General features: G+C 37.6%; 31 protein-coding genes and 1 tRNA gene. 17 read left to right on the forward strand and 15 right to left on the reverse strand.

Annotation, left to right across the window (positions count from 1 at the left end; genetic code table 11):
• Positions 1 to 903 precede the first annotated feature (903 nt).
• The 4 genes from AC1MGI_RS11025 to AC1MGI_RS11040 all read right to left on the reverse strand — a co-directional run bounded on the left by AC1MGI_RS11025 (position 904) and on the right by AC1MGI_RS11040 (position 3,713).
• Positions 904 to 1,809, reverse strand: a complete 906-nt coding sequence (locus tag AC1MGI_RS11025) for a ClpXP adapter SpxH family protein (RefSeq protein ID WP_480345312.1) — start codon at positions 1,807 to 1,809, stop codon at positions 904 to 906.
• Positions 1,806 to 2,210 (reverse strand): globin domain-containing protein, encoded by a 405-nt coding sequence (locus tag AC1MGI_RS11030; RefSeq protein WP_480345313.1) that lies wholly within the window; start codon positions 2,208 to 2,210, stop codon positions 1,806 to 1,808. The genes AC1MGI_RS11025 and AC1MGI_RS11030 overlap by 4 nt, the downstream gene beginning before the upstream one ends.
• 231 nt (positions 2,211 to 2,441) lie before the next feature.
• A complete protein-coding gene (locus AC1MGI_RS11035) occupies positions 2,442 to 3,107 on the reverse strand; it encodes a lytic transglycosylase domain-containing protein (protein WP_480345314.1) in 666 nt (221 codons plus the stop codon).
• A 27-nt stretch (positions 3,108 to 3,134) separates the two neighbouring features.
• Positions 3,135 to 3,713: a CYTH domain-containing protein gene (locus tag AC1MGI_RS11040; RefSeq protein WP_480345315.1), complete on the reverse strand. Its 579-nt coding sequence runs from the start codon at positions 3,711 to 3,713 to the stop codon at positions 3,135 to 3,137.
• Positions 3,714 to 3,998: 285 nt separating this feature from the next.
• Between AC1MGI_RS11040 and AC1MGI_RS11045 the strand changes: the two genes are divergently transcribed.
• The 4 genes from AC1MGI_RS11045 to AC1MGI_RS11060 all read left to right on the forward strand — a co-directional run bounded on the left by AC1MGI_RS11045 (position 3,999) and on the right by AC1MGI_RS11060 (position 7,118).
• Positions 3,999 to 4,373 (forward strand): UPF0738 family protein, encoded by a 375-nt coding sequence (locus AC1MGI_RS11045; protein WP_480345316.1) that lies wholly within the window; start codon positions 3,999 to 4,001, stop codon positions 4,371 to 4,373.
• Positions 4,374 to 4,741: 368 nt separating this feature from the next.
• Positions 4,742 to 5,371 carry a GTP diphosphokinase gene (gene yjbM / locus AC1MGI_RS11050; protein WP_480345317.1) on the forward strand — a complete coding sequence of 210 codons (630 nt, stop codon included), beginning with the start codon at positions 4,742 to 4,744 and terminating at the stop codon, positions 5,369 to 5,371.
• Between the two features lie 28 nt (positions 5,372 to 5,399).
• The gene (locus tag AC1MGI_RS11055) at positions 5,400 to 6,194 is read left to right on the forward strand and encodes an NAD kinase (RefSeq protein ID WP_480345318.1); all 795 of its coding nucleotides are present in this window, start codon (positions 5,400 to 5,402) and stop codon (positions 6,192 to 6,194) included.
• 15 nt (positions 6,195 to 6,209) lie between these two features.
• Entirely contained in the window at positions 6,210 to 7,118 is a 909-nt protein-coding gene (locus tag AC1MGI_RS11060) for an RluA family pseudouridine synthase (RefSeq protein ID WP_480345319.1), read from the forward strand.
• A gap of 140 nt (positions 7,119 to 7,258) precedes the next feature.
• On the opposite strand, the gene prpE is transcribed toward AC1MGI_RS11060, so the two are convergent.
• Positions 7,259 to 8,008, reverse strand: a complete 750-nt coding sequence (gene prpE, locus AC1MGI_RS11065) for a bis(5'-nucleosyl)-tetraphosphatase PrpE (RefSeq protein ID WP_480345320.1) — start codon at positions 8,006 to 8,008, stop codon at positions 7,259 to 7,261.
• Between the two features lie 179 nt (positions 8,009 to 8,187).
• Between prpE and mgtE the strand changes: the two genes are divergently transcribed.
• Positions 8,188 to 9,567 carry a magnesium transporter gene (gene mgtE, locus AC1MGI_RS11070; RefSeq protein WP_480345321.1) on the forward strand — a complete coding sequence of 460 codons (1,380 nt, stop codon included), beginning with the start codon at positions 8,188 to 8,190 and terminating at the stop codon, positions 9,565 to 9,567.
• A 248-nt stretch (positions 9,568 to 9,815) separates the two neighbouring features.
• On the opposite strand, the gene AC1MGI_RS11075 is transcribed toward mgtE, so the two are convergent.
• Positions 9,816 to 10,709 carry a cation diffusion facilitator family transporter gene (locus tag AC1MGI_RS11075; protein WP_480349769.1) on the reverse strand — a complete coding sequence of 298 codons (894 nt, stop codon included), beginning with the start codon at positions 10,707 to 10,709 and terminating at the stop codon, positions 9,816 to 9,818.
• Positions 10,710 to 11,032: 323 nt separating this feature from the next.
• On the opposite strand from AC1MGI_RS11075, the gene fabI reads away from it, so the two are divergent.
• The 10 genes from fabI to spoVIF all read left to right on the forward strand — a co-directional run bounded on the left by fabI (position 11,033) and on the right by spoVIF (position 17,191).
• Positions 11,033 to 11,806: an enoyl-ACP reductase FabI gene (gene fabI, locus AC1MGI_RS11080; RefSeq protein WP_480345322.1), complete on the forward strand. Its 774-nt coding sequence runs from the start codon at positions 11,033 to 11,035 to the stop codon at positions 11,804 to 11,806.
• Between the two features lie 537 nt (positions 11,807 to 12,343).
• Positions 12,344 to 12,631: a hypothetical protein gene (locus tag AC1MGI_RS11085; protein WP_480345323.1), complete on the forward strand. Its 288-nt coding sequence runs from the start codon at positions 12,344 to 12,346 to the stop codon at positions 12,629 to 12,631.
• Positions 12,632 to 12,645: 14 nt separating this feature from the next.
• A complete protein-coding gene (locus AC1MGI_RS11090; RefSeq protein WP_480345324.1) occupies positions 12,646 to 13,215 on the forward strand; it encodes a hypothetical protein in 570 nt (189 codons plus the stop codon).
• A 16-nt stretch (positions 13,216 to 13,231) separates the two neighbouring features.
• On the forward strand, positions 13,232 to 13,597 hold the full coding sequence (locus tag AC1MGI_RS11095) for a DUF1360 domain-containing protein (RefSeq protein ID WP_480345325.1): 366 nt from the start codon (positions 13,232 to 13,234) through the stop codon (positions 13,595 to 13,597).
• Between the two features lie 395 nt (positions 13,598 to 13,992).
• On the forward strand, positions 13,993 to 14,472 hold the full coding sequence (locus AC1MGI_RS11100) for a sporulation protein (RefSeq protein ID WP_480345326.1): 480 nt from the start codon (positions 13,993 to 13,995) through the stop codon (positions 14,470 to 14,472).
• A gap of 16 nt (positions 14,473 to 14,488) precedes the next feature.
• Positions 14,489 to 14,965, forward strand: a complete 477-nt coding sequence (spoVAC, locus tag AC1MGI_RS11105) for a stage V sporulation protein AC (protein WP_480345327.1) — start codon at positions 14,489 to 14,491, stop codon at positions 14,963 to 14,965.
• A gap of 2 nt (positions 14,966 to 14,967) precedes the next feature.
• Positions 14,968 to 15,996: a stage V sporulation protein AD gene (gene spoVAD / locus AC1MGI_RS11110; protein WP_480345328.1), complete on the forward strand. Its 1,029-nt coding sequence runs from the start codon at positions 14,968 to 14,970 to the stop codon at positions 15,994 to 15,996.
• Between the two features lie 35 nt (positions 15,997 to 16,031).
• Positions 16,032 to 16,388, forward strand: coding sequence for a stage V sporulation protein AE (gene spoVAE, locus AC1MGI_RS11115; protein ID WP_049680448.1), 357 nt, complete (start codon positions 16,032 to 16,034; stop codon positions 16,386 to 16,388).
• 114 nt (positions 16,389 to 16,502) lie between these two features.
• Complete coding sequence (locus AC1MGI_RS11120) at positions 16,503 to 16,652, forward strand: YjcZ family sporulation protein (protein ID WP_480345329.1); 150 nt, start codon at positions 16,503 to 16,505, stop codon at positions 16,650 to 16,652.
• A 281-nt stretch (positions 16,653 to 16,933) separates the two neighbouring features.
• The gene (gene spoVIF, locus AC1MGI_RS11125) at positions 16,934 to 17,191 is read left to right on the forward strand and encodes a sporulation-specific transcription regulator SpoVIF (protein ID WP_062182011.1); all 258 of its coding nucleotides are present in this window, start codon (positions 16,934 to 16,936) and stop codon (positions 17,189 to 17,191) included.
• Between the two features lie 91 nt (positions 17,192 to 17,282).
• Here spoVIF and AC1MGI_RS11130 read toward each other — a convergent pair whose 3' ends face one another.
• Positions 17,283 to 19,565, reverse strand: a complete 2,283-nt coding sequence (locus tag AC1MGI_RS11130; protein WP_480345330.1) for a UvrD-helicase domain-containing protein — start codon at positions 19,563 to 19,565, stop codon at positions 17,283 to 17,285.
• A 236-nt stretch (positions 19,566 to 19,801) separates the two neighbouring features.
• Here AC1MGI_RS11130 and AC1MGI_RS11135 point away from each other — a divergent pair, with 236 nt between their 5' ends.
• Positions 19,802 to 20,113, forward strand: coding sequence for a hypothetical protein (locus tag AC1MGI_RS11135; RefSeq protein WP_480345331.1), 312 nt, complete (start codon positions 19,802 to 19,804; stop codon positions 20,111 to 20,113).
• 55 nt (positions 20,114 to 20,168) lie between these two features.
• On the opposite strand, the gene AC1MGI_RS11140 is transcribed toward AC1MGI_RS11135, so the two are convergent.
• The 5 genes from AC1MGI_RS11140 to AC1MGI_RS11160 all read right to left on the reverse strand — a co-directional run bounded on the left by AC1MGI_RS11140 (position 20,169) and on the right by AC1MGI_RS11160 (position 22,975).
• On the reverse strand, positions 20,169 to 20,654 hold the full coding sequence (locus tag AC1MGI_RS11140; protein WP_480345332.1) for a spore coat protein: 486 nt from the start codon (positions 20,652 to 20,654) through the stop codon (positions 20,169 to 20,171).
• 138 nt (positions 20,655 to 20,792) lie between these two features.
• The gene (locus AC1MGI_RS11145; RefSeq protein WP_480345333.1) at positions 20,793 to 21,038 is read right to left on the reverse strand and encodes a hypothetical protein; all 246 of its coding nucleotides are present in this window, start codon (positions 21,036 to 21,038) and stop codon (positions 20,793 to 20,795) included.
• 157 nt (positions 21,039 to 21,195) lie between these two features.
• A complete protein-coding gene (locus AC1MGI_RS11150) occupies positions 21,196 to 21,621 on the reverse strand; it encodes a GNAT family N-acetyltransferase (RefSeq protein WP_480345334.1) in 426 nt (141 codons plus the stop codon).
• Positions 21,622 to 21,626: 5 nt separating this feature from the next.
• Complete coding sequence (locus AC1MGI_RS11155) at positions 21,627 to 22,145, reverse strand: YjcG family protein (protein WP_480345335.1); 519 nt, start codon at positions 22,143 to 22,145, stop codon at positions 21,627 to 21,629.
• A gap of 104 nt (positions 22,146 to 22,249) precedes the next feature.
• On the reverse strand, positions 22,250 to 22,975 hold the full coding sequence (locus tag AC1MGI_RS11160; protein WP_062181987.1) for an alpha/beta hydrolase: 726 nt from the start codon (positions 22,973 to 22,975) through the stop codon (positions 22,250 to 22,252).
• A 741-nt stretch (positions 22,976 to 23,716) separates the two neighbouring features.
• Between AC1MGI_RS11160 and AC1MGI_RS11165 the strand changes: the two genes are divergently transcribed.
• Positions 23,717 to 23,788, forward strand: a tRNA-Val gene (locus AC1MGI_RS11165).
• Between the two features lie 185 nt (positions 23,789 to 23,973).
• Here the strand turns inward: AC1MGI_RS11165 and AC1MGI_RS11170 are convergent.
• From AC1MGI_RS11170 to nagA, 3 genes are read right to left on the reverse strand one after another with little or no spacing between them, the layout of a single operon-like run.
• A complete protein-coding gene (locus AC1MGI_RS11170) occupies positions 23,974 to 24,699 on the reverse strand; it encodes a GntR family transcriptional regulator (RefSeq protein WP_480345336.1) in 726 nt (241 codons plus the stop codon).
• Complete coding sequence (gene nagB / locus AC1MGI_RS11175; RefSeq protein ID WP_480345337.1) at positions 24,692 to 25,447, reverse strand: glucosamine-6-phosphate deaminase; 756 nt, start codon at positions 25,445 to 25,447, stop codon at positions 24,692 to 24,694. Before nagB ends, AC1MGI_RS11170 begins: the two co-directional genes overlap by 8 nt.
• Complete coding sequence (nagA, locus tag AC1MGI_RS11180; protein ID WP_480345338.1) at positions 25,444 to 26,634, reverse strand: N-acetylglucosamine-6-phosphate deacetylase; 1,191 nt, start codon at positions 26,632 to 26,634, stop codon at positions 25,444 to 25,446. The genes nagB and nagA overlap by 4 nt, the downstream gene beginning before the upstream one ends.
• Positions 26,635 to 26,720: the final 86 nt, after the last annotated feature.

Below are 26,720 nucleotides of genomic sequence, written 5' to 3' on the forward strand. Positions count from 1 at the left end.
TTACAGGGTTAATCCTTCATAGTAAATGGTGGCGTTATAGCGTCATACAGTTTTGTATGATGAAAACGTAAAGGTACTAATAATCGATAAAGCGCTCTCTAATAACCTTTGAACCGATTTTTCTGACTGAAAGTAAAGACAATGATAAATAGGGTAAGAAAAAGAATAGGTGAACTGATGTATAGAGGGAATAGTCCTAGAAAAGCTAAAAAATGCAGGGAAAGTGAGATCAGAATCAATAATAAGAATAAGATAGTTTTCATGTTACTTACCTCCAGAAGTATTCTCTCTATAAACTATGCATCTACATTCTAAAAATATGACAATTTTGTGAAGAAAGTCATATTATGTTGAAAAATGTCGTATATATTGTTATATTATTGTTGTGAAGTTAATCACAAACAAACTTATACCCCTTTGTTTGACCGTGAAGAATTTCTCCCATCCCCTTTGTTCGTATATTATAGATAGGAAATCCCAGCAAATTCGCGATTTGCTGGGATTTTCTCATGTTGGAATGAGAAACGCGTTTTGGGCTGGAAAATGCCCATTTAGGCCTGGAAATCTCGGTTCCTGCTGGCAATCCCGATCTTGGTAGAATCTTATGCTTGTCAACCATTATTGGGAGCTTTGCTTTTATACCCCACATTAACGGACAGTAAAACCGCTACTCCAAGGCATTACCAAATCTTTCTTGTGAATTAAATCACATAGTTGTTGCTTAGAAGTGTGAATCATGTTATATTATTGTTGTGAAGTTAATCACAAACAAACTTATACCCCTTTGTTTGATCGTGAAAAATTTCTCCCATCCCCTTTGTTCGTATAAATAGATAAAAAAACCTAGCAAATTCGCGATTTGCTAGGTTTTTTGCATAATAGGAGACCTGTCAAGACAGGCTCTTATTTAAATGAATCGTGTTTATTTTCGATATATCTCCAGAAGGTTCCGTATTTGGCAGGGATTTTTTCTACAAATTGCTTGAGGATAAGTTTTTTCATTTCTTTTTCGACTTCTTGTTTATTCATATTATAAACTACTTCAATTTCTTTCGTTGCGACAAATTTATAGCAACGTATAAATGCCTCGAGGGAAGGCGGAGTTGCGGGAGTAGGAAGATTTTCAAGCATTTCTTCAAGAATATTTACATACACCTCATATGCATACAAGCCGGATACTTTAATTCCTTCTTCTTCAATATTTTCATTAAAGAAGACGAGGGAAGGTATTTCATTCACTTCCATCTCAGATGTAATCTTCAGATCGCATTGAAATCCCTTTGCTGCACTTGTAGAAGTGATGTCATTAAGGAATTCCTCCACATCTAATCCAATTTCACGTGCGCATTTTGTTAGGACTTCGAGATTGGAGATGTCCTGCTTGTCAAGGAACAGCAACTCTTGTAATCTTCTAATGAAACGGGCTGACAGCTTTCTACTTTGTAATTCAGCTGCCTTAATTGCAATGGAAGCAGCATATGGTGAAGAAATTGGATTCTCAAGCCACAAGTTTCCATCACACGACATACCAGAGCGGCTGGCTGTCCTTTCCCAAGTTTGTGCCATATTTTCATAATACTTGGTTTTTGTGTTATGAAGGGTAGACAGTTTCCCGCTTACAACATGCTTGATACTAAATAATTGACCATACTCGATATGGAGTTTCTTAATAATAGGCTCAAGCGCCCAGCATTCAGGACATATTGGGTCGATAAACACATAGATTTCAATCGGCTTTTTTCCAATTCCATAGCAATGCTGCGATTTAATCCAATTAGATATGTTGAAAATTGGTTTCTGAGCGCTCAATTTCCTTCTCCTTTCATGTCTTGTTCGGAAGTATTAATCATATGTTGTGCTGTCAAATAAAGACGATGGTAATAAAACTCTCTTATATCTCCAGCGAGTCCGACTGTATCCATTGCTTGCCTCATGCAGGATAGCCATGCTTCGGCACGACTGGGAGTGATCTCAAACGGAAGATGACGGGCCCTTAGCATGGGATGACCGTGTTCCTCTGTATAGAGAGAGGGGCCTCCTAGATATTGAGTCATGAATTGTTTTTGTTTACGGACTGTTTCCGATAATTCCTCAGGAAAAATGGGCTTTAATTCCGGATGTTGACTCACATTATCATAAAAGACATCGATTAATTTATATAGAAGCGCCTCTCCAATTACTTCGAATGGTGTAGGGTTCGCTTGTGTCATGATGATTACTCCCTTTAAAAAGAATAAGTATATTCTCATTTTAACAACGCCATTGCAATATAACAAATATCTAGCTTAAGGAAATTAGATATTCTGTACTACTACACAAAGTCATAGAACATTTCTTATTGAAATTTGCTCTTTGGACAAAGTAAAAAGCACCTGAAAGGATTTGTTCTCCTTTGGGTGCTTCTTACACATATCGCTTCAATTCTGATTTTAGGATCGTTCTTAGCTTAAATACGTTTTCATGACTTTTTGCACGTAATTTTGTGTTTCTTTAAATGGTGGAATTCCATTATGCTTGTCGACATTTCCTGGTCCGGCATTATAGGCAGCAAGTGCAAGTTCTGTATCTCCGTTATAACGGTTTAGCATCTTGCTTAGGTATTTACTTCCAGCCATTATATTTTGAATAGGGTCTGAGATATCTGTTACGCCAAGACCTTTTGCTGTTGCGGGCATAAGTTGCATAAGACCTGAAGCCCCTGCATGACTTTTGGCAGCAACATTAAAGTTAGACTCTTGCAAAATGACGGACTTAATCAACTTTTCAGGGATATTGTATTGCAAAGCTGCTTGCCAAATAACATGATCATAATCTGTTTTTTTATCAGTACCTTTGCTAATGGAGTTTAGGATGGTTGGCGGTAAACTTGGCGAAATACTGATTGGTAGTTGACTTGATAAGCGAATATTGGGAGTTGCCTCGCTGATTTTGTCATATACAGTTCCTAGTGTCTGCATAGTAGTTTGTTCACTTGGATTTTTTGTCATGTATTCCGATAAGAGCTTTTGAAACATGTCATTAGTAGATGTTTCTCCTGTACTTGTCGTTGTATTTAAACCTTGAAGGGCTTGAAGTTCTATTAAAGTTCTAAAATCTTCTATTTTCAATATTTACACCTCTGAATATGCTAGTGATTATAATTGCTGCTTCTTAGTTTTGTAAAATCGTCTAACCTTATTTTCGGTTTTTCGAATTGGAATTTGAAGGCTATCTAACAATTGCTCGAAAATTTCTTTTCCTGCCAATTTATTGGTCACTTCATATTCTACCTCAAAATCCTCTGTATTTAAATAAAGACTATGATCAAGGACGAGCAAACCACCTTGATAAGCGAACTCTGCTCGATTTGTCCCGAGTGTGCCGAAAAATTGTATATCCGAATCAATGCCCATTTCAGCAATTAAAGTGGTGATATAACCTTGGGGAATGCGATTTCCTTGAAGCAGAGATTCGGCTTCTTCTTTTGAGAGCGACTGATTCGTTTCAAGTAGACCCTCTTTTGCGGGTTGCTTTAATGTTAACTCATAATGTCCTTTTTTATGACGGATTCTTAGTGCTGATTCGTTATCCTTTAATGAAAATTGAGGTGTGTCAAAATAGTGATTTTCCTGATAGATAAAATCGATGTCTTTAACAGAAAAACTCTGTTTTAATCGCTGGAATTCTGCTTTTGTTAGTAGATTTTTAAATTCAATTTCAAGATGCTGGTTCATTAGGTACTTCCTTTCTAGCTATTTTTTATCCCGTATTAACAGGTAGTAAATCCCCAATTCAAGGCTTGAGGAATCGAAGAAGCGTAGCTGGGGTCCACACTGATTGAAGTTTCACTTTATTCGTATCATATACGTTTGTATAGGAACTCTACAAGTAAAACTCTGTTTAATAAAGAGGGAAAAGTGTCATGAATTTGAAAATTTGCTAAGACAACCCTGAATATTTAGGAATACCTTGTAGGATGTGATAAAATATAATCGTTAAAATGGGAGGGGGAATGATTTATGAGAGAGAAAATACATATTGTAGAAGCGGTTATTGAATCAGGAAATCTTGTTTTGATTCCTAATCAAGAAGTGGAAATTGCTCATCTATTACCGAAGGAACAAGTAATTGTAGATTCAGATAATATTTCCTTCATTTATTTAGCAGAAAATGTTGAAAGTTATACATATATTTTCTTACCTGAAGCGATATGGGCATCATTGAAACAGGCTATGGAAGAAAGGTTGCCAGTTATGCTGAAGTCTGGGGATAAAAAACTAGAATTACCGAGTATCTATGAAGAACTTACTTATTTAATTGATAATATTGAGGGAAATGGAAATTACGGGGAAGAGTTTGTTGCAAAAGTTGAACAGATGTTTATCCCGGTTTAACAGGCTGTACCCATCTTAAATAAATCGAGAAAGTTTAAAAGTGTGAATCGGTGTGATAAACAGCCTGTAAAACCCCGATTGGTTCAACTAACCATCAGTGAGGAACTACACCTCACTGATTGAAGTTTCACTTTATCCCGGTTTAACAGTCTGTAAGATCCCCACTGATTGAAGTTTCACTTTATCCAGTCGCATTTCGGATAATTAAGTTATATGGCGTGAAGTCTACTGCGTCCTTCTTGCTTGACTTATGAATGACGGACTGGCAAAGGATGTGTTGACTTCGGCGTTCGCAACAGGACTTGGCAAACCTTAGTCGAAGTTCTTTAATAGGCGCTTTCGCTTTTCTATGAACAGGTGGTGTGGCAATGGAACATTGGGATGACTTTTTGGCTCCGTATAAGCAAGCAGTTGAAGAACTGAAGGTAAAACTTAAAGGATTACGCAATGAATTTGAGCGTGATCATGTACATTCACCAATTGAATTTGTGACAGGTCGAGTAAAACCGATTGTAAGTATTTTAGATAAAGCAGCAGAGAAAAATATTTCGCTAAATAAATTGGCAACTGAAATGCAGGATATTGCAGGATTACGAATGATGTGCCAATTTGTGGATGATATAACAAAAGTAGTTGCGCTACTAAGGGCCCGAAATGATTTTGAAATCGTAGAGGAACGGAATTATATCTCTCATAAAAAAGTGAGTGGCTATCGTTCCTATCACGTTGTTCTTCGGTATCCTGTCCAAACGATCCATGGTGAAAAAAAGATTCTTATTGAAATACAGATCCGGACACTCGCCATGAATTTTTGGGCAACGATTGAGCATTCTCTAAATTATAAATATCGCGGAGATTTTCCAGAAGATATTCGAATACGCCTACAGCGGGCAGCTGAAGCAGCTTTTTTGCTGGATGAGGAAATGTCGCAAATACGGCTTGAAATACAGGAAGCCCAGCGCGTTTTTTCACGAAAGAAAGATAAAGCAAAAGAATGAGCAGCAGAAAACATGAAGGTGGGATTGTATGAAATTTGCCATAACCTCAAAAGGTGATTCGAAGTCAAATACTTTAATGCATCGAATGAGGACGTATCTCCAAGATTTTAATTTAGAGTATGACGAAGACAAGCCAGATATAGTCATTTCTATTGGGGGAGACGGTACCTTACTATATGCCTTTCATCGTTATAAAAACCGCCTTGATAAAACCGCCTTCGTTGGCGTTCATACTGGCCATCTTGGTTTTTATGCGGATTGGATTCCAGAGGAAATCGAGAAGTTAGTGATTGCATTGGCAAAAACTCCATTTCAGGTCGTTGAATATCCGCTACTTGAAGTGATTGTCAAGTATCAGCATGGCGGGAGGGAGTCGCGCTTTTTAGCATTGAATGAATCAACGGTTAAAAGTGTGGAAGGTACACTTGTGATGGATGTGGAAATGCGCGGTGAGCATTTTGAAACATTCAGGGGAGATGGGCTTTGTGTATCAACCCCTTCAGGGAGTACGGCATACAATAAAGCTTTGGGTGGCGCGCTTATTCATCCGTCAATTCCGTCGATTCAACTTGCAGAAATGGCTTCCATTAATAACCGAGTATTTCGGACGGTAGGATCGCCGCTAGTCTTGCCTGCTCATCATACATGTATGTTGAAGCCTGTTAACAATGTTGATTTTCAAATTACTATTGATCACCTTTCATTGCTTCATGAAGATGTAAAATCGATACAATTTAGAGTAGCGGATGAGAAAATTCGATTTGCGCGGTTTAGACCGTTTCCTTTTTGGAAGCGAGTGCATGATTCGTTTATTGCGAATTAAGGAGTTACGGTATTTATGTCAGACAAAATTGGATCCCCATTTCGATTAAATTGGAATGTAGAGAAGAAAGATGCGGGAAAGCTTTTAAGAATTTTTCTTTTCGAACAAGGTATTTCAAAACGCGCATTAACAGCAATTAAGTTTGATGGAGGGAAGTTGACCGTCAATAAAGAGGAAGTGACTGTTCGTCATGTACTTAAGACGGGAGATACTGTAACAGCAGAATTCCCGCTTGAAACTGGGAGTATTGGGTTGCTTCCAGAAAAGTTGCCCCTTCATATTTGTTATGAAGATGATTATGTAATGGTATTGGTTAAACCTGCTAATATGAATACCATTCCTTCGAGAGAGCATCCAACAGGGAGTCTCGCGAATGCAATACTTTCGTATTATCAGGAACACAGCATTACTGCGACTGTTCATATTGTTACAAGATTGGATCGTGATACTTCGGGGTTAGTGTTAGTAGCGAAACATCGCCATATCCATCACCTCCTAAGTGAACAGCAGAAGGCAGGAAAGGTTCGCAGAAGGTATGAAGCGGTTGTTGAAGGGAATTTGGAGGAGCAAGGGAAGATAGAAGCTCCGATTGGGAGGAAAGAGACGAGTATTATCGAGCGTGAGGTAAGAGCAGATGGTCAATATGCCTGTACGAAATTTAAGGTATTGCAGTCTGGAGTGAATCATACTTATCTATCGTTGCAACTGTTAACAGGGAGAACGCATCAAATCCGTGTTCACCTTGCTTATATCGGTCATCCTCTTTGTGGAGATGATTTGTATGGCGGACAGCTTGATCGAATATCGAGACAAGCTTTGCATTGCTGTCAAATAACATTTATTCATCCAATTACAGGAACTATTCTTACTTTTCAGGAGAAACCACCTGCGGATTTTCTACAACTTCTTACACTTATTTACTAAGGTTAAACAAAGAATGTCTATGGGTCAGACCATTCACTCTATATACAGTTTAAAGTGTTACATACACATCAATGGACTGTATCTAGGAATTGTGAGGTCTGGCCCTTTGATTTTTTAGACAGGCTTTTTAAAAAGAATCTTCATGATTCATCAAAACTTGTCTTGAATTTTTCTGCAAAAAAAGGCAGAGTAGATGGTACAGAAATCATTTCTAATTCGGGATAACGAAGTGCAGTCAGTTTTCCACCGAATACACAGCCTGTATCGATATTATAAGTTCTGTTTACTTTTCTTGGTTCTAATACCGGGGTATGACCATAAATGATTGTAGCATGACCGTGATAGAATAGAGCCCAATCCCGCCTAACAGGGGAGCCATCAGGATGCTTTGCACCGGAAACATCACCATATAGGACAAATGACTTCACTTTATCATTCATTTTTCCAATATAATCGGACCGGATACCTGCGTGAGCAATTATAAGTTTTTCATTATCAATGACTTGGTAGAGTGGAGATTGTTCGTATAAGTCCATGAATTTCTTGCGGATTATTTTTTGCTCGCGTACAGGTAGCTCTTTATATTCAGCTACTGTCGTTTCAAGTCCGTGCGTAATCTGTACCTTGTTTCCAGAAAAATAGCGATACAGCTTATTGCAATGATTGCCTGGAGCATATAGGGCCAATTTATGAACGATCGTTAGTTCATATACGGATTCAATGACTTTTAATGATTGAGGACCTCTATCCGTAAGATCACCTACGAAACCTAGGATTCTACCGTCAGGATGAACGGGATACCCTGTTTTCCAAGAGTAGCCTAATTCTTCGGTTAATTGGATAAATTCGTTGTAACAACCATGAATATCACCAATAATGTCAATTTTCATTGTTTCACCTGCAAACTTGTTGGAATAGTATTAAATGAGATATACTTATATGTTATCACTAAGGTGTACGAATAATGAAAAGAATATGTATGATATTTTTATTTCGCATTAACAGACAGTAACCCTCAATGATTGAAGTTTCACTTTATAAGGAAGTATTTATGAAAGGAGGAAGTATAATGGGAACAGCGGATTCTCAAAAAAGGCAAAATAGCCAAATTAATGAAGAATTGCTTATTCAAGCTTTAATAGATGACCAAATTGACATATTCAGATCTGAGTTCATTGAGTCACACCCATACGATCAAGCGAACTTTTTTACGAGTCTGAATGAAGAACTGCGTCCGAAGGTCTATCATTATTTATCACCAAAAGAAATGGCTACATTGTTTGAAATCATGAAAATTGACGAAACAGAATACGAAGGTCTCCTAGCTGAAATGGATCCTGTTTACGCGGCTGAAATGCTTTCACTTATGTACGCCGATGATGCTGCCGATGTTCTAAATGAAATAGATTCAGAACAAGCTGGCAGTTATTTAACCATCATGAATGATGAATCTGCGCGTGAGCTTAAAGAATTGTTAAGTTATAAGGAATATACAGCTGGTAGTATCATGACGACAGAATTCGTGGCGATTGAGGCTAACCAAACCGTTCGATCTGCCATGTATATATTGAAAAAAGAAGCTCCAAAAGCTGAAACGATTTACTATATATTTGTTGTTGACGTGAATAAAAAACTAGTAGGTGTTCTCTCGTTACGGACATTGATTGTCAGTGATGATGATACGATGATTTCTGAAATTTTGGATGACCGGGTAGTCTCTGTTTCTGTCACAGAGGATCAGGAGGAAGTGGCACGGCAGATACGTGATTATAATTTTCTAGCGATGCCAGTTGTTGATTTTCAGAATCATTTATTAGGTATTATTACAGTCGATGATATTATTGATGTTATGGATGAAGAAGCATCAGATGATTATTCTAAGCTTGCTGGTGTATCTGATCTTGATACTGTCGATAAGAGCCCAATATCTGCGGCAAGGAAGCGTCTGCCATGGCTTGTTATTCTGTTATTTCTCGGGATGATGACAGCAAGCTTAATCGGCCGATTTGAGGAGACACTAAGTCAAAAGGCAATTCTTGCCGTGTTTATTCCGTTAATCGGCGGAATGGCTGGAAATACGGGTACCCAAGCACTTGCCGTGGCCGTTCGCGGGATTGCAACGGGTGATTTAGAGCATGAGAGTAAATGGAAGCTAGTCATGAGAGAAGCAGGAACAGGGCTTATTACGGGATTCGTTTGTGGAGTCATTGTTACGCTCGTCGTTTATATTTGGCAACGTGATCTAATTCTTGGAAGCTTGGTTGGAATTTCTATTTTTACAACATTAATTTTTGCTACACTTGCAGGATCACTCGTCCCACTTATTATGCATAAACTGAAAATAGACCCTGCAGTAGCTTCAGGGCCATTTATTACAACGATCAATGACATTATCAGTATTTTTGTTTATTTTGGTATGGCTACCATGTTCATGAACTATTTACTTTAAGGAAAAGGGACGGGGCTTCGCAACTTATTAATATAGCCAAGTTTATTTAGCAGGTATACTACTTTTAGTATAGAAAGTACCCCGAAATCTGGATTCGCACCGCCACCATTGGGATTAGGTGAGTGTAGCGTGTATATGATTTAACCTTCATGGTCAATGGTGGCGTTTTAACGCCATACAGGTTTAGTATGAAAAAATGACGGGAAATATTCCGTCATTTTTTTGATTTCTTTTTGTCTAGATCTTTTCTATTCGGAAAAATAGGGATTCAGGTGAATGAGTACTTCTTGAACATTGTCAAATTTCGTCATTATTGCATATTTAATTTCTCTAGAAAGGTCATGGCCTTCTTTGATTGTTTTTGTATGATCAACTGAAATTCTTAAATCGACAATAATATAATGTCCAAGTTCTCTAGCACGAATTTTATCGATTCTTTTTACTTCTTGGAATTCTGAAATGATTGAAATATAAGCATTAATAGTTTCCGTATCTACGCTTCGTTCAAGAAGGATATCGAAGGCTTCAGTAAGCATTTCCTTGGCTATTTTGAAAATTAAATAAGCGACGAACAAACTCGCTACTTTATCGGCATACATTAAATAAAAGATCTGAAGATGATCCCCTATAATAGATAGCAATACCCCCACTGCAGCAGCAATAGATGCCACTATGTCTGCTTTGTGATCTAAGGCGATTGCTTCGATTGCCTTGCTTTTTTGTTGTTTTGCAATCCTAAGTGAGTATCTGTATAAATATTCTTTTAGTCCGTATGAAAGAAGGGCAATCCATAAAGCAAGAATATTTGGAGCTTCAATTGGGTGGAAAAATCCACTAATCGATTCGAAGACTATGTAAATTGAAACGAGTGTTAATAAAATCCCAATGATTCCTGATACAATAATTTCCGCTTTTCCATGGCCGTATGGATGTTCTTTATCGGCTGGTTTATTCGAAATTTTAAGGACTAATAGCACAATAACAGATGCAAAAACATCTGCAGCTGAATGAATCCCATCTGCAAAAACAGCATCACTATTTGCTGTCCATCCGATTAGCATTTTTCCTAAAGTTAAAGCAATATTACTCCATAAACTGATCCAAGCAACTTTTTTTGCAATGGCTTCTCTTTTTCCCAATATTCATCCACCTCAATTCTAAAAAGCCTCTTGAAATAGTATCAAACGTAAAGCGGGTGGGTCTACAGCAATCTTCTTTTATTCAGTCATGTTAATGGTAGCTAACAAAGAATGTTGGGATAGGGAAAATACATGATTTATATAGTATTGCGTAAAATACGAGCAGCAATACTAAACAAAATATGCCGATATTTGTTAATTGTATTGTTTTACGTTTGCAACAACTATTGCTTACTGTAGGTGAAATTTGAGTTATTGATTATTCTTTGCTATACTAATTTATTATCTGGTACTAATAACTTGTATCAATTCAGGGGGATTTTACTATGACTTTTTCTTTAAAAGGAAAAACATTTATGATTATGGGTGTAGCGAATAAGCGAAGTATCGCTTGGGGAGTGGCTAGATCTCTCCATGGAGCTGGCGCAAAGTTGATTTTTACATATGGTCGGGACCGAACGGAAAGAAGCGTTAGAGAGCTTGCAGGTACATTAGAAGGTGAACCATCGCTCATTCTTCAATGTGACGTTACAAATGATGAACAGATTACAGCATGCTTTGCAAAAATTAAAGAAAAAGTTGGTCTCATACATGGAATTGCTCATTGTATTGCCTTTGCGAATAAAGAGGAATTGGATGGAGAGTTTGTGGATACGACACGCGATGGTTTCTTACTAGCGCATAATATTAGTTCTTTCTCTCTAACAGCCGTTGCAAAAGCAGCTAAAGATTTAATGGCTGAAGGCGGAAGTATCGTAACAATGTCTTACCTAGGTGGGGAAAGAGTTATGCCGAATTATAACATCATGGGTGTTGCTAAAGCATCTCTTGAAGCAAATGTCCGCTATCTCGCTTACGATCTTGGTAAATATGGCATTCGTGTCAATAGTATTTCAGCAGGTCCGATTCGTACACTCTCTGCAAAAGGAGTTAGCGACTTCAACTCAATTTTGAGAAAAATTGAAGAAGAATCACCATTGAAGAGAACGACAACTCCTGAAGAAGTTGGTGACACAGCGACCTTCTTGTTTAGCGATATGTCTCGTGGTATTACAGGAGAAAACATCCATGTAGATTCTGGCTATCATATAATGGGATAAATAATTAGGTGTCTGCCTCATTAAGGTCTGACCTCATACTATATACACAGAATTTTGTAGGACAAACTGATTCTGAATTGTAGATAGTTTTCGAGGGCAGGCCTCTTTTTAATGAACAACAGTGTTTATCCCGCTTTAACGGGCAGTAAAACCCTACCTCAAGGCTCAGAGGAACCGAGGAAGCGTAGGTGGGGGATAACTGCCCGTAAAAGCCCGATTGGTTCAACTAACAATCAGTGGGGGATGAAGAAAACCCCCACTGATTGAAGTTTCACTTTATGACAGATGAGCACTGACTAGGTACAGAAGAATGTACGCGAATTAAAGACTAAGTATAGCTAGTTTTCACAAGAGGGGTCATTTTAGACACCCTCTTGTTTTTGTCTTATAAGAGGAAGTACTTATTTTAGAAAAATCAAATGTCATAAATAGAAAAAGAAACCGTATAAATGATACATAGACGGAAAAATTTCTTGATTATTTTCAGCAAGAGTGTTAACTCGATCCCCTGTTTTCACGTATACGAGGAGGTTCTTTATGAATGGAAAATTAAAGAGTAAAGAGGCAACTTTGTCTGTGAAACAGATCCGTATAAAAACGCAGAATAGTCGATATAAAGAAGCTATCGTAAATCTTGAAATATTAGCTAGACTCCCTATTTACGGTCCGAAACCACTTTGCCGTTTTACACATAATGGAATGACCTTCATTGGCAGGTTTGAAAGTAAGACAAATGATTTTGTTTATATCAGGCATAAATATGGAAAGAGAGTAGTCCCATATACGATTAAAGAGCTTGAATCATTATCGGTTATTTCTATTTGAAGGAGGTATTGGGAATGTCTGATGAAAAAAACTCTAAACCACTTTTCTATATTGTGCAACCGAAAATCACAGAACCCGAAAGGCCGGAAATGCAAGAAGTATACCGAACGAAAACGAAAAAAAAGAAGGAAAATGATCATGATAAAGGATCAGAAGAAGTCCTTACCGCAGAAAATGAAGAAGAACGTATAAAAAAGGAAGCTGGAGATGCTAAGTTAGATCAAATTAAACGAGAATTTGGTGTGTACGATGCATTAGGCGAAATCGAAACAGAACTTGACTCTATTCAAAAAATTAAGAAAGATCTTCATGAACCACAAGGAAATGTTCGAGTTATTTCCGGTGCCAATCAGGAGAATCAAGTTCAAGAACAGCAAAAAGATTCACCAGAAGTAAAAAAAATGAGAAGTGTTCTCACAGACTTAATTAAAAAGGATCCTAAACCATTTTGTGAAGCTTCAATTGGCGGTCAAACCGTTCGTTTTCAAGTGATAAGTAAACGAAATGACATCATTAAAATTAAAGTAGGCAGTCATATCCAAAGCATCCCCCTTCATGAACTTTCTGATTTAAGAATTCTCTAATTTCTGGAGGCGTTAAATGATAGTTCAGGAAATATCATTTGTAACTATTCTTATTCTTGGCCTTGCATCTTTTAGATTGACGAGGCTGATTGTATACGACAAAATTACTGAATTTCTCAGAAGCCCTTTTTTTAATGAGGTAGAAGAAACGAATGAGGATGGTACCAAAGACATTTATCTTTTACCAAAAGAAAAAGGGTTGAAAAAATGGATTGGCGAATTATTAAGCTGTTTTTGGTGTACTGGGATTTGGGTCAGCGTTGGAATAACCCTTTTATTTCTTGCAGGTGCTAAAACAGGGAGCTTTATCATTCTTATTTTAGCTGTAGCTGCAATTGGTTCCATTATTGAGGTAATAATTAGCAAATGGATAGGCAACTAATATATACAACTGACAAACCTAATCATATACTGTCTTATATTCCTTTTACAGGAAGAAGGTGTATTATGAATAAAAAGATAATTAATGTACCATATGCACAGCCAATTAAAAAAAGTTCGCAAAATAAGCTGAAAAAAGGTTGTGGCTGTAATCAAAAGAAAAATTGAATGGAGTTTGCATAATGCCTGATCCGAGTTTTAGGGATCGGGTTATTTTTTTTAGTATATGCTATTTCAATTTGCTTTGGTGTCTGACTAACGTAATCTTACATATTTAGGTACAAGAAACCTTAATATATGGAGTTAGGATTTGTTTGTGTGCTTCCTTATCCTACCATTCATAAAATGATTAATGATTAAAGATAATAATAGATAAACCTAAAAGTAGGAAGTGAAATGATGACGATACGTTTATACTTACAGTTCCTTGTTATTTTTATTCTTTTTCTAAGTGGATGTGCATCGAATGGTGACGGCAAAACAGAAAGGCTCGCTCTGTTAAAACAAACGAATCCAAAGCCAATGGATATAATTGATGCAACAGATAGTAAGATTGGTAACGAAGAAGCTGTGAAGAAGGTAGTTACGAAGAATGACCATATTTATGATGTTGTCATTGTAAAAAATGGAAAAGAGATGCTTGTTGCTTATAAAATAAAACATCTACACAGATTTCGAATGAAGCAGATTGAGAAAAAACTAACAAAAGATCTCAATAAAAAATTTGAAGGAATACATTTCGTTGTTTCAAGTGATTATAAAATTTTTCTTGAAGCAGTGAGATTAAATAAATTATTGCGTGAGAATGATATTCCTAGGGAAAAAGCCAAAAAGGAATTTAAACAAATTATCGAATTGAAGGAAGAAAAAACATAAAAAAGAGGGGTCATGAATGCCGAAACAACAAGAGAAAAACAAAACCATTGAACAAAAGAATTACGAAAAACTACAAGCAAAGCATGAACTAAAGCGACCAATTGCGAAAAATTGTGTCAAAGCATTTTTAGTTGGTGGTCTCTTTTGTACAGTCGGACAGGCGATTTCATACTTCTATATTTATTTTTTTAATTTTACTGAACAAACGGTTGGGAATCCTACAAGTGCAACTATGGTCTTCATTGCTTTACTACTCACAGGTTTTGGTATTTATGATCGAATCGGACAATTTGCAGGTGCAGGCAGTGCAGTTCCAGTTACTGGATTTGGAAATGCGATTATTTCAGCTGCGATCGAGCACAGAACAGAAGGCTTTGTACTTGGAGTAGGAGGCAATATGTTCAAGCTTGCAGGATCTGTCATTGTATTCGGTGTTTTTTCCGCTTTCGTTGTCGCACTTATAAAAACACTCTTTAGTATGCTAGGAGGGTAAAGATGCTAATAGGAAAGCAATCATGGACATTTGCCAACAAACCTGTCATAACTTCCACAGGTGTAACAGGGGGGCCTTTTGAAGCGAACGGTCATTTGGCAAAAGATTTTGATCTTCTGCATGAAGATTTATGGATGGGAAAAGATTCCTATGAAAAGGCGCATCGGCTTTTGCTTGAAGAAGCTGTACAAATTGCACTTGAAAAAGGAACGGTAAAAAAAGAAGATGTGCAATTTTTTCTGGCTGGTGACCTAGTTAACCAAATTACACCGACGAGCTTTGCAGCTAGAACAAATGCTATTCCTTATTTTGGCTTGTTTGGAGCTTGCTCGACATCGATGGAGGGGCTGGCTCTTGCTGCATATATTGTGAATTATTCGGGCGCATATCATGTGCTTACAGGAGCTTCTAGCCATAATGCAGCCATTGAAAAGCAATTTCGATATCCGACTGAATATGGAGGGCAGAAGCCGCCAACTGCACAATGGACCATTACAGGAGCAGGAGTTGCACTTGTTTCCCAGGCTAAAAACGGGGATAGCCCTGCTGCGCATATTCTATCTGCTACAATTGGCAAGGTTATTGATATGGGGATAAATGATCCATTCAATATGGGCGGTGCAATGGCTCCAGCTGCTGTGGACACAATATTGGCCCATTTCCGCGATTTTAAGCGTACAAGTGATTATTATGATGCAATCATCACGGGGGATCTTGGCTATGTTGGCCGGGAAACAGCGTATGATTTATTAAGTCAAAAAGGGTTCGATATGCCCAAAGACAAGTTTCGGGATTGTGGTTTGATGATATACAAAAGCAATCAACCTGTTTTATCAGGAGGTAGTGGAGCTGGTTGCTCAGCAACCGTTCTCTATGGCCACATATTAAATCAAATGAAGGTAGGGAAATTGAAACGGATATTGTTTGTCGCAACGGGAGCCTTATTATCGCCGCTTACTGTACAACAAAATGAAAGTATTCCATGTATAGCACATGCGGTGGCAATTGAGTATGGAGCAGGTACTCTCTAATTTTTTAGAAACTTAATGAAAGGAAGGGAAGATTCATGCTGCCAATGTTTTTTTGGGCGTTCGTCATAGGTGGGCTGATTTGTGTAATCGGCCAACTATTATTTGATGTTGCAAAGTTAACGCCAGGCCATACTTTGAGCGTACTCGTTGTTACAGGCGCAATATTAAGCGGATTTGGACTTTATGATTACTTAATTGATTTTGCTGGAGCAGGGGCAAGTATACCAATCACTTCCTTTGGGAATTCTCTCGTCCATGGAGCCATGCAGGAAGCCGAACAACACGGAGTTATTGGTGTATTAACAGGGATGTTTGAAATTACGAGCTCAGGTATTTCAGCTGCAATTATCTTTGGATTTATCGGAGCTCTTGTTTTCAAACCAAAGGGGTGACTATGATTCCTACTTTTCGAATTAGGTAGCAAAGAATTAGGAGAAGGCCTATACACACTTGTCATCTTCTACATATGTTAAAAGTGAGCTATTCGAAAAGTGAGGTGAAGCTATATGTTCGGTTTCGGTTATGGTGGTGGCTACGGCGGTGGTTGCTGTAGTGGCTACGGCTACGGCGGCAATACGGGCGGTTATGGTTCTGGGTTTGTATTAATCGTCGTTTTGTTTATTTTATTAATTATTGTCGGAGCTTCTTTCTGCTAATGAATATACTAAAGATGGAATAGGCAGTATAGGCCTGTTCCGTTTTTAATGGAATAGAGGGTTTCTTAAAAAAGCTAATTAAATTCGTATTGGTTAGAATTGATTTGATAACAAAGATAATTACCTGACAAGGGAACAAATTACACCACATTTCCTGCTTACATAGTCTTTAGGTACTTTGAATGATCGATCATTGTTATTTGTTTTTTGCATGCCATCCTTTTTAGGCACATAACTCTTTTAGACTGCATAGAATAGTTGCAGAGAAGGAGGGCTTTTTAATGGAAAACCAATTTTTTAAAAACATTGAAAGCAAAACGGGTGTAAGTATGAAGGATGTATTTGAATTAGCAAATTCGCTGCAAGGTGCAAATTTTAAGGATGAAGCAACAGTGCGCAATGTGATTAAACGCGTTTCCCAAATTGCTAATAAGCCAGTTAATCAAGAAACGGAAAATAAAATTGTCGAGTCAATTGTTAAAGATGGAAAAAGTCTGGATTTTAGTACATTAGCGAATATGTTAAATGGTAAAAAATAATATGTAAATGAAAAAGACAGCGGTGTAATGACCGCTGTCTTTATTCATACTATCATCATGTAGAAAATAATAATTTCCCTAATTATCCGGTTCAAAATCTCAGGAATCTAGAAGGGTATGCTGTTTTACCTCTTCGTGTTTGTGGTATGGATAGGAATAGACCGTCTTTTGCTCTTGTCATCGCAACATATAGCAGTCTGCGCTCCTCTTCCAGTGGTTCAGTGTCACCTTTACGATGTGACTCAAGTGCGAAGTCATGAGGGAGGCTGCCATCAACAGCACTAAGTACATACACATATTTATATTCGAGACCTTTTGAACGATGTATGGTTGTTAACTGGATTGCATCATGGAAATGCTTTGATAGCTGTTTCACTTCATGTACCATAGCAGACATATGTTCCACATGTTCAAGGAATTCAGCTACTGAATGGAACCGTTTAGCTGCTACCTTCAAGTCACGAATATCATCAGAGCCTTTCTCTATATTGCCTTCGTTCCCGCGTTTCTTCACAAAGTCTGCAAACCCAATTTCCTTTTCAATGACTAAAAGAGCAACGGAAGGTGTCATCCCTTTTAAACTGCGGATTATTTTAGGTAACGATTTAAGTTTACGTTCTTGAAAAGGATGAGCTGTTTTGACGAAAGCAAGAGCATCAATAAAGTCACAATCCTGTAGAATCGTTTGAGCCTTCATATCCTGCAGCACACTTTGTTTTAAAAATAAAGATGATAAAATGTCCCCGACTGGATTGACATCCTCAGGTTGGCTGCTTAATCGTAAATAAGCAAGCATACTGTTAATGATTCTTCGTTGATAAAAACTATCCGCATCTTTTTCAATAACAAAAGGAAGATTGGATGTGGCTAGTCTCTCGAAAATCGCTCGTGACATTGCATGAGTCCGATAAAGAATTGCAAAATCACTTGGGTTCGCGCCTTCTAGAATTCTTTCCTGGATATCATGAACAATCATCGTTGCTTCTGTTTCCTCGTCAAAAGGATAAAAGAGTAGTGCAGGTTTGCCATTATTATGCTGAGCTTTCATCGTTTTCGGATGCCTGTTCTGATTTTTTTTGATCATCCGGTTGGCGGTGGCAACAATTTCATGTGATGAGCGAAAATTTTCTGTCAGTTTTACGACTTTAGCTCCTGGGAAATCTCGTTCAAAATGCAAGATAAATGATGGGTCACTGCCACGAAATGCGTAGATTGCTTGATCGTCATCACCGACTACACAGACATTTTTTGTTCGAGCAGACAGGAGTTGGATCAATGCGTATTGAACTTTATTAATATCCTGAAATTCATCAATGAGGAAATAGTCAAAACGCTTCTGATATTTTGCTAGAACATCTGGATTATTTTTGAAAAATGAATAACAGCCAATCAACATATCATCAAAGTCATAGCTACCTGTCTGTGATTTATAATCTTCATAGCTTTTATAAAGAGACAAACAAGATGTTTCCCATTCATCTTTTGCCTTGATTTCATTTGGAAATAACAAGGAATTTTTCCAAAGACCAATTTGTTGAAGTGCTTGATCATACGCAAATTCCTTTTCATCCAGCCCAATTTCTTTGCCAGCTAGTTTAAGAATTCTTGTACGTTCCCATTCCCATTTCATTAGTAAATCACGACGCCACTTATCTGGTTCATGAAAGAGGAGGATTTTATAAAAAATACTATGAAAAGTGCCGGTTACTAATTGATTGACGAGCATGGGATTCATTTCAGGATAGGAGAGCAGTCGTTCCTTCATTTCTTTGGCAGCCTTGGCTGTAAAAGTAACAAGCATTATGGACTTAGGATCGATGTTTTTTGCCGAAAGCATATAAGCTGTTCGGACAGTTAACACTCTAGTTTTTCCGCTACCAGCTCCAGAAAGAACAAGGAGGGGGCCATCAATTGTGGTTATTGCGGCTGCTTGTTCCTTGTCCAAACTCACTCCATGATTGCAAAGTTTGTCAAAGTATGGATCATCAACAAGAAGCTGACTTTGCTTTACATTTGTGAATTCGGGATTACCTGTGATACATGTACTGCTTTTAACCGGTACACATTCAGGTTGATCTTTTGTAATGGTGCGACCTTTTGGAATCTTAAATCCGTTTTCTTCTTTATAGTCGATCGAAATAGGATTATTTTGTTTAACTGAAACGTCAAGTAAAGGGAACGAGCAATCCGTAATTCCAGGTGAAATGTGACTGAAATGAGGTGGATTACTTATGCCTAAGAATAACTTCACGGGAAGACCACATGATGGACAAGTCAGTTCCCCGCGCTTGCCTTTATCATATACTTCCTGAAGCTGTTCGGCAGATGTAGTGGCTAAATGGATCATTTCATTTTTTATTTTTGCTGCTTGCATATAAAAAAAACCTCAAATCTCATTCAATAGTTGTTATATGATTGTTCCTTCATGGTAAATGGTGGCGTTTTAACATCATAGTTGTTTGTATGATTCATGATACCAGAACATAGGGTAAAGTGAAACTAACATACTATAGACTTGAAATAGTAAAATGTACATCATAAAACGATGGTAATGTTGTTTGCCTTTTCATGGTGGAAAAGGGAAAATAAAAAATTCTAGAGGTGAGGAGAATGGGATACATCATACCAATTACACAATTTGAATATATTCAATATGCAAACAGAACGGTCGCTGCAAAGAAATGTTCTGTAAAATCAATTGGTAGTATGTCGCCAATCTTTCCACTTCCTTCATTTCAGCACCTTAATCAAGATAAAGACAAGCAGATTGAGAACATGATTTCGCCTAAACCAGAAACAAAGAAAGCATTAGTTAATCCACAAAATTCAACACCCTATAAAATGCAAGTACCTGCATATGTAGTAGAGAAAATAACAGCAGATTTAACGGGGAAAGGAGGACTATTTAATCAAAGAATCTAGTGAACACATAAAAGGACACGAATGTGTCCTTTTGTGTATTTCAATTATTTGATTCTTATAAAACGTCTACTTCAACGATTAGAGCAAGCAATAATTGAAGCAATAGCTGAATGTTAACGGCAACCTGAGCATCCGTAGTTACTACCTCAACGTCACGAGAGTTCTCGATAATTGTTTTTTGGCGTGAAATTTGGCTGATTTTAGAAGACTGAAGCAATTCTTGAGTAATTCTTTCAGCACTTTCGCTGCTGCCAACGGTGATACTAACAATTACAGCAATGGCAGCTTGTAAGGCGGCTTGGAGAGATAGAGCTGCTTTTACATCTGTTGAAGTTACTCGAACATCACATGAGTCTTTGATATATACTAGCTCTTCGGATAGTTGGTACTCCACATTCTCTTGTCTTGCTTCTTGCTCGATGCCTCCACGACGATTATCGCAAAATTCTGCTAATGGATGATCAGAACGAGAATCTAAAGCTGACCATCTGTTCTCGCTATGTTCGCAAGAATTGCCTGTGCGAAATTCATTTTGATTCATTACTTTATCCTCCTTTTATTTGGGTCCCTATTAAAATATGCGGTTCGAGAAACGATGTTTGGACGATTATATCAATGCAAACGTCTATTTTTTTTGAATTTTTGTTTATGAAATTTGCAAGAACTTAAGGGAGGTAGGTTACTTTTCCCCGTCGTATACATTAGTGATTGGATTAACGTCTTGTTCAGTAATGTTATTCTGCTGGTCAATAAAAGACTGTGACTGTTTCTGAAGCAATTCGACGGTTTCCTTTAGATTTTTCTTTTCTCTTTCAGAAAGATCAATGGATTCTTTTTTAAAACCGTTTTTACGCAAAGTCCGCGATACTAATAATTCCATCAATTTTTTATGAGAATCACCCAAATTAAGTTCTTTTTCACTCACAAAAATCCCCTCCTTATCGTTTCTTACAATACAATATGAAAAAAAGGGCGAAGTGGCAGTGTTAAATGTGGAATTTTTATAAAAAAGTTTTTTTGGGGGGGGAATGCTGGACTTCTGAAATATAAAAAACCCCGGAAATTTGTCTCCGGGGGCTCGTTTATATATCTTTAATCATTGTTCGATGGGGAATGCCTGCATCCATAAATTCCTCAGATGCCTCGCGGTATCCTAATCGTTCATAAAAGGGAATGGCTTGCGTCTGTGCGTCTAGTTTTAATTTAGAAAGATCTTGCTTTTTTGCATAGTCTTCAATCGCATTCATAATCGTTTGTCCAGCGCCGTTCCCTCTAAACTCAGAGAGAACACAGATCCTTTGTACCTTGCCAATTCCGTCTAAAATACGGAAGCGACCGTTGCCGATAGGGGCATCCTCGTCATTAAAGAGGAGGAAATGGGCACATTCATCTTCATATTGATCAATTTCCTCTTCAAGTGGAACATTTTGTTCCTCGACAAAAACCTTTTTACGTATAGAATAAGCAAGTTCTCTCTCTTCGGTGCTTGTAACCATTTTTACGTTCATTAATATTATTCCTCTTCTCCAAGTCTAAATGTCTCATAAACAGTCCATGAACCATTCTCTAATTGATAAAGAAGGTGAAATCTGTCTACTTCTTCTTCGTGTGTAACGTCAAGCATTCTAATCTGACCTAATACATCGGAATGTTCATCATCTGAAAGTTTTTGGCCGATTGTAATATGTGGAACAAATGCATATGGAGATGGACCACCGAAGAAATCAGCATGGTTCATTTCTTTATGCAAACTTTCAAGTTCAGGATTTAATTCAACTTTAAAAAAAATCGTGTTGTTTACGGGTTGAAAGGTACTCGGTTTCACTACATTTAACTTAAATGGCTTATGGGATTGGGCGATGTTTTTTAATTGTTCCGCTACTGTTTCAATTTCTGATTCAGTTGCAAAAAAAGTGTACTTAAGCGTAATATGAGGTGAGATTAGCGCATAATTTGGGTCGTAGCGTTTACGGTACGAATTTACTTTATCTTGAAGCTGTTTAGATGGAAAAATAGCGACGCCATAGTTCATAAAGTTCCCTCCCAGATTGACACTGAATTTTTAAAAAATAAAAATATGAAATTATTATAACAAATTTTAATAAACTTCGTCATCTTCAAAAAAGATGATTAGGATTAAAGCATTTCCGTAAATGCCCGTTTTAAATCTGCTTGCCAATACTTCCACGTATGCTTACCATCAAATTCGTCATAGAAGTAAGCAAATCCTTTTTTCTTAATAAGGGTACTTAACTTGCGGTTCGGTTCAATGAAGTTGCTTATGCCTCCATCAGTTGTTGGAACTTCTGTTTCGCCTTTGCCGATTACATGGTAAAGCTCAACTAAATGTGGTTCTTCGAAATCCCTAACAGCATTCATCACTTCATTGTTCACAAGTGGTGATTGGAGAATACACTTTCCAAATGTGTGAGGATACTTTAATGCTGTAAGCAGGGAAACAGTAGCTCCAAGGGAATCGCCAATCAAAACTCTCCCAGTACCTATTTGATAAGTAGGGAACTCCTCATCCAAATACGGAACCAGCTCATGGGCGAGAAAACGTATGTAAGCCGCATGCTGTTCGCCATCAGGATGATATTTCTTTCTCCGGTCATGTACATCACGATACGGGATCCCTACAATAATGAGATCTTCGATTTCATCTTTACGAAGTAGTTCATCTGCTATTCGTCCAATTCGCCCCATTTGAAAATAATCGCGGCCATCTTGGGCAATGACAACGGTATATTTATATAGAGGAGAATAGTTGGGCGGAAAATAAACGAGCAGCTCAAGCTCTTCATCTAATTCCTTGCTTGTAAACTTTCTATCCTTAATCGTTCCTTTTGGCTGATCGACCAAAATAACACCCCCTAAAGAAAATGATTGAAAGGGTTTACGGGAATATTTTATCACAATTATTGATCAATATCTTCATTGATGATATAAAAATGAGAGTAAAAAGTTTTTAGTGATCTTGATTGGAGAAATCAAACGAACCTAATCAATTAAAGGAGAACAGGGGAGGAGTGTTCATAATTGTTTATAAAGTGAAACTTCAATCAGTGGGGGGTCTTCATCCCCCACTGATTGTTAGTTGAACCAATCGGGATTTTACGGGCAGTTGTCCCCCACCTACGCTACTTCGATTCTCCTAAGGCTTGAAGGGGGTCTTACTGCCCGTTAATGCGGGATAAAAGCAAGATACATAGAAGTTATCCCAAATCGTTGAATGTTCGAATTGAACGTAAAGAGAGAATATTACTGGTTTTAAGGGATCGGTTCATTTTACGAAGGGTGCAATAAGCTCGGATTGTATCATTTTTCATCTCAAGAATTTGCATTTAGCTTTGCGTAAAGCTACCACTATTTGAAAGGTAAATAATCTCTACAAACATTTGCTGTTCTAGATATTTTTGAAGTGAAGAATTCATATAATCCCCCTTAACTAACAGTATATAAGAACAAAATTTTTTTTATTCAACAAAAACAACAAAAGTTATGTAATCGCTAAAATTTAATCGTTGACTTTTTCACGTAGAAACGTATAATTAAATATATACTTTAGTAAGAACTTTTTTGTAAAAAAATTATTTCAAATACGATCTGATAGTTCAGCGGGAGAATACGTCCTTGACAGGGACGGGGTCGGGGGTTCGAATCCCTCTCAGGTCATCAAAACGGCAGGAGTGTTGCATTGACAACGCTCTTGTCGTTTTTTGTTTAGATGAAAAAAATAAGGGGGAGTCCCAAAAGGATCAGACCCCGCAACTATATACAGTATAAACTAAGTGAATGAAACACTACATTCTGATTTCGAGTGCGAGATCAGATCCAAACTCCCTACTTAGTGAAGAATATCAGTGTCTATTAATTGTACATGTGAATGTATACCGATCGGCTCGATAAGATGATTTTACGAATTCAAGCGGTCTTCCATCTTCTAAATAAGTAGTACGTTGTATTAATAAAATAGGCGAATGTTTGGCAATCGATAAAGAAGCCATTTCTACCTCTGATGCAACAGTAGATTCTAAAGATTGCTTTGCGTAACCGATTTTAAGTCCAATATGTTTCTCGACGTATTGATAGATGGAATGGTTAAGAATCTCAGCTGTTAATCCTTTTAGTAAATCGGCAGACATATAGGCAGTTTCAAGAGCCATAGGCACGTTGTCTGCCAAACGAATTCGGATAATCTCATAAATGAGTGTGTTGGTTGTTACGTGTAATTGTTTAGCGATCTTCTCACTTGATGGGATGATATTGAGACTGATCAGTTTACTACTTGGTGTCATGCCACGAGCGATCATCTCTTCAGTAAAACTGGTTAAGCCAAGAAGTTGTTGCTCCAGTTTTTTTTTTGCGACATAGGTTCCGCGTCCCTTTTGGCGATATAAGTATCCAGCATTAACTAAATTATTAATAGCCTGACGAACAGTCATCCGACTAATTTCCAATAGCTCGGCATATTCACGTTCAGATGGAAGTACATCGTGTGGGTGTAATTCACCTTCTTCAATTTGCCGTTTTATGCTTTCTGCAATTTGGTAATAAATCGGAAGTGGAGAGCTTTTATCAATCACGAAAAGTTGATTCACTTTTGGATGCGTACTCAGATAATGCTTCTTGATCGGCAATAATGGTAACGTTGTGATGTTTTTTCAGGATAGAAGCTGGAAACTCTTCTGTTATTTCTCCGTCCATTAACTGTTTCAAAGCCTTTGATTTTGCTACACCAGATACTAAGAGGATGATTTCCTTACTTTTCATAATCGACGCAATTCCCATTGTTACTGCCTGTGTTGGTACTTCATCAATGGAGTCGAAATAGCGGGCGTTTGCTTCAATTGTCGATTGTGCAAGGTCAACAACTTGTGTTTTTGATGCAAAGGAAGTACCTGGTTCATTGAAGCCGATATGCCCGTTTTGCCCAATGCCAAGGATTTGTAAATCGATTCCGCCCATTTTATCAATCATTTCATCATAACGACTACATTCTTCTTGAATGTTTTCTGCAGTACCATTTGGAAGGTTCGTGTCTTCTTGATTAATATCAATATGATTAAAGAACGTATCGGCCATGTAATAATGATAGCTATTTGGATTAGTAGCGCTTAAACCGATATATTCATCTAAATTAAATGATTTTACTTGTTTATAAGATGTATGACTTTCTTTATGATCTTTAATTAATCGATCGTATAGTCCTTCAGGTGTCCCTCCAGTTGCAAGTCCAAGCTGGATTTGTGGATTCTCTTTTATTTTTTCGATGACGATTTCTGCTGCTTTTTGACTCATTTCATGATAGTCCTGTACTTGGATAAGTTTCATTGTGTATTCTCCTTTGTGAATGCTATTTTTCCTCTGCAAAAAGTCATTTCTACATCTAAATCTTCATTCAAAATAACAAGATCCGCATCTTTTCCAACGGTAATGCTCCCTTTTCTATCGAATAGGTTTAGCTGTTTCGCTGGATTTGCTGACGTCATTTTAATAATATCTTCCATCGTACATTCGGTGTACATTATCATATTTTTGATCGCATCATTCATTTTTAGAATACTTCCTGCAAGCGTTCCGTCTGCAAGGGTTGCGGTTGTTTTGTTCACGTTTACGGGTTGACCACCTAAATCATAAGTTCCTTCTTTAAGCCATTTTGCACGAAGTGAATCAGTAATTAAAATCATGCGATCACTTGTAATTTGATTATAAGCAAGTTTCACCATTTCAGGGCGGCTATGGATACCATCTACAATAATCTCAACAAATAGCTCATCACGTAAATAGGCAGCACCTAACACACCTGGCTCGCGATGATGCAGGCCACGCATCCCGTTATAAAGATGGGTAATATGTGATGAACCAGCTTGAATGGCTTGGTCAACTTGTTCGTACGTTGCATCTGAATGACCAATTGAAGCCACCACACCCGTTTCTTTTAAAGCAGCGGTTAGTTCTAAGCCATTTGGCTGCTCAGGTGCTAATGTGACAAGCTTTATTTGATTCTGTGCGATTTCTTGCCACTTTTTAAAAAAGGCAACGTCAGGATCAATAATATGAGAAAGTGGCTGAGCTCCTTTTCGAATTGGGGCAATGAAAGGTCCTTCTAAATGAATGCCTACGACTTCAGCCAAATTATTCTTTTGGTTTGTCATGTATTCGCCAGCATTACGCAATGCTTCTTCAATGGCCTCTGTTGATTGCGTCATCGTTGTTGCTAGGAAGCTTGTTGTTCCCTCTTTCGGAAGTGTCTGTGCCATCGTTGTTAAAGCAGTGCTCGTTGCATCCATTGCATCTGCATTCGCAGCACCGTGAATATGTACATCAATAGCTCCAGGAATAACTTGATAAGTGGGGGAAAGCTCGATTACTTCAGTAGTGTCACCTTGTTTGTATTGACTGAAAGGACCTACTTCTGCTATTTTTCCATCAACCACTTTTATATAACCATTTTTATACGTTTCGTTTTCACTATAAACAGTTAAATTTACTATGGTGAATGTTGGATTTTCCTTCATACCTAATCTCCTTTGTAAAAGTCATTTAAGTAAGGTTTGATTCAGAATTTCTATCTGTCTTAGTGTATCGTTAATGATTATAGTTG

It is taken from the genome of Peribacillus sp. BM1 (assembly GCF_056679975.1).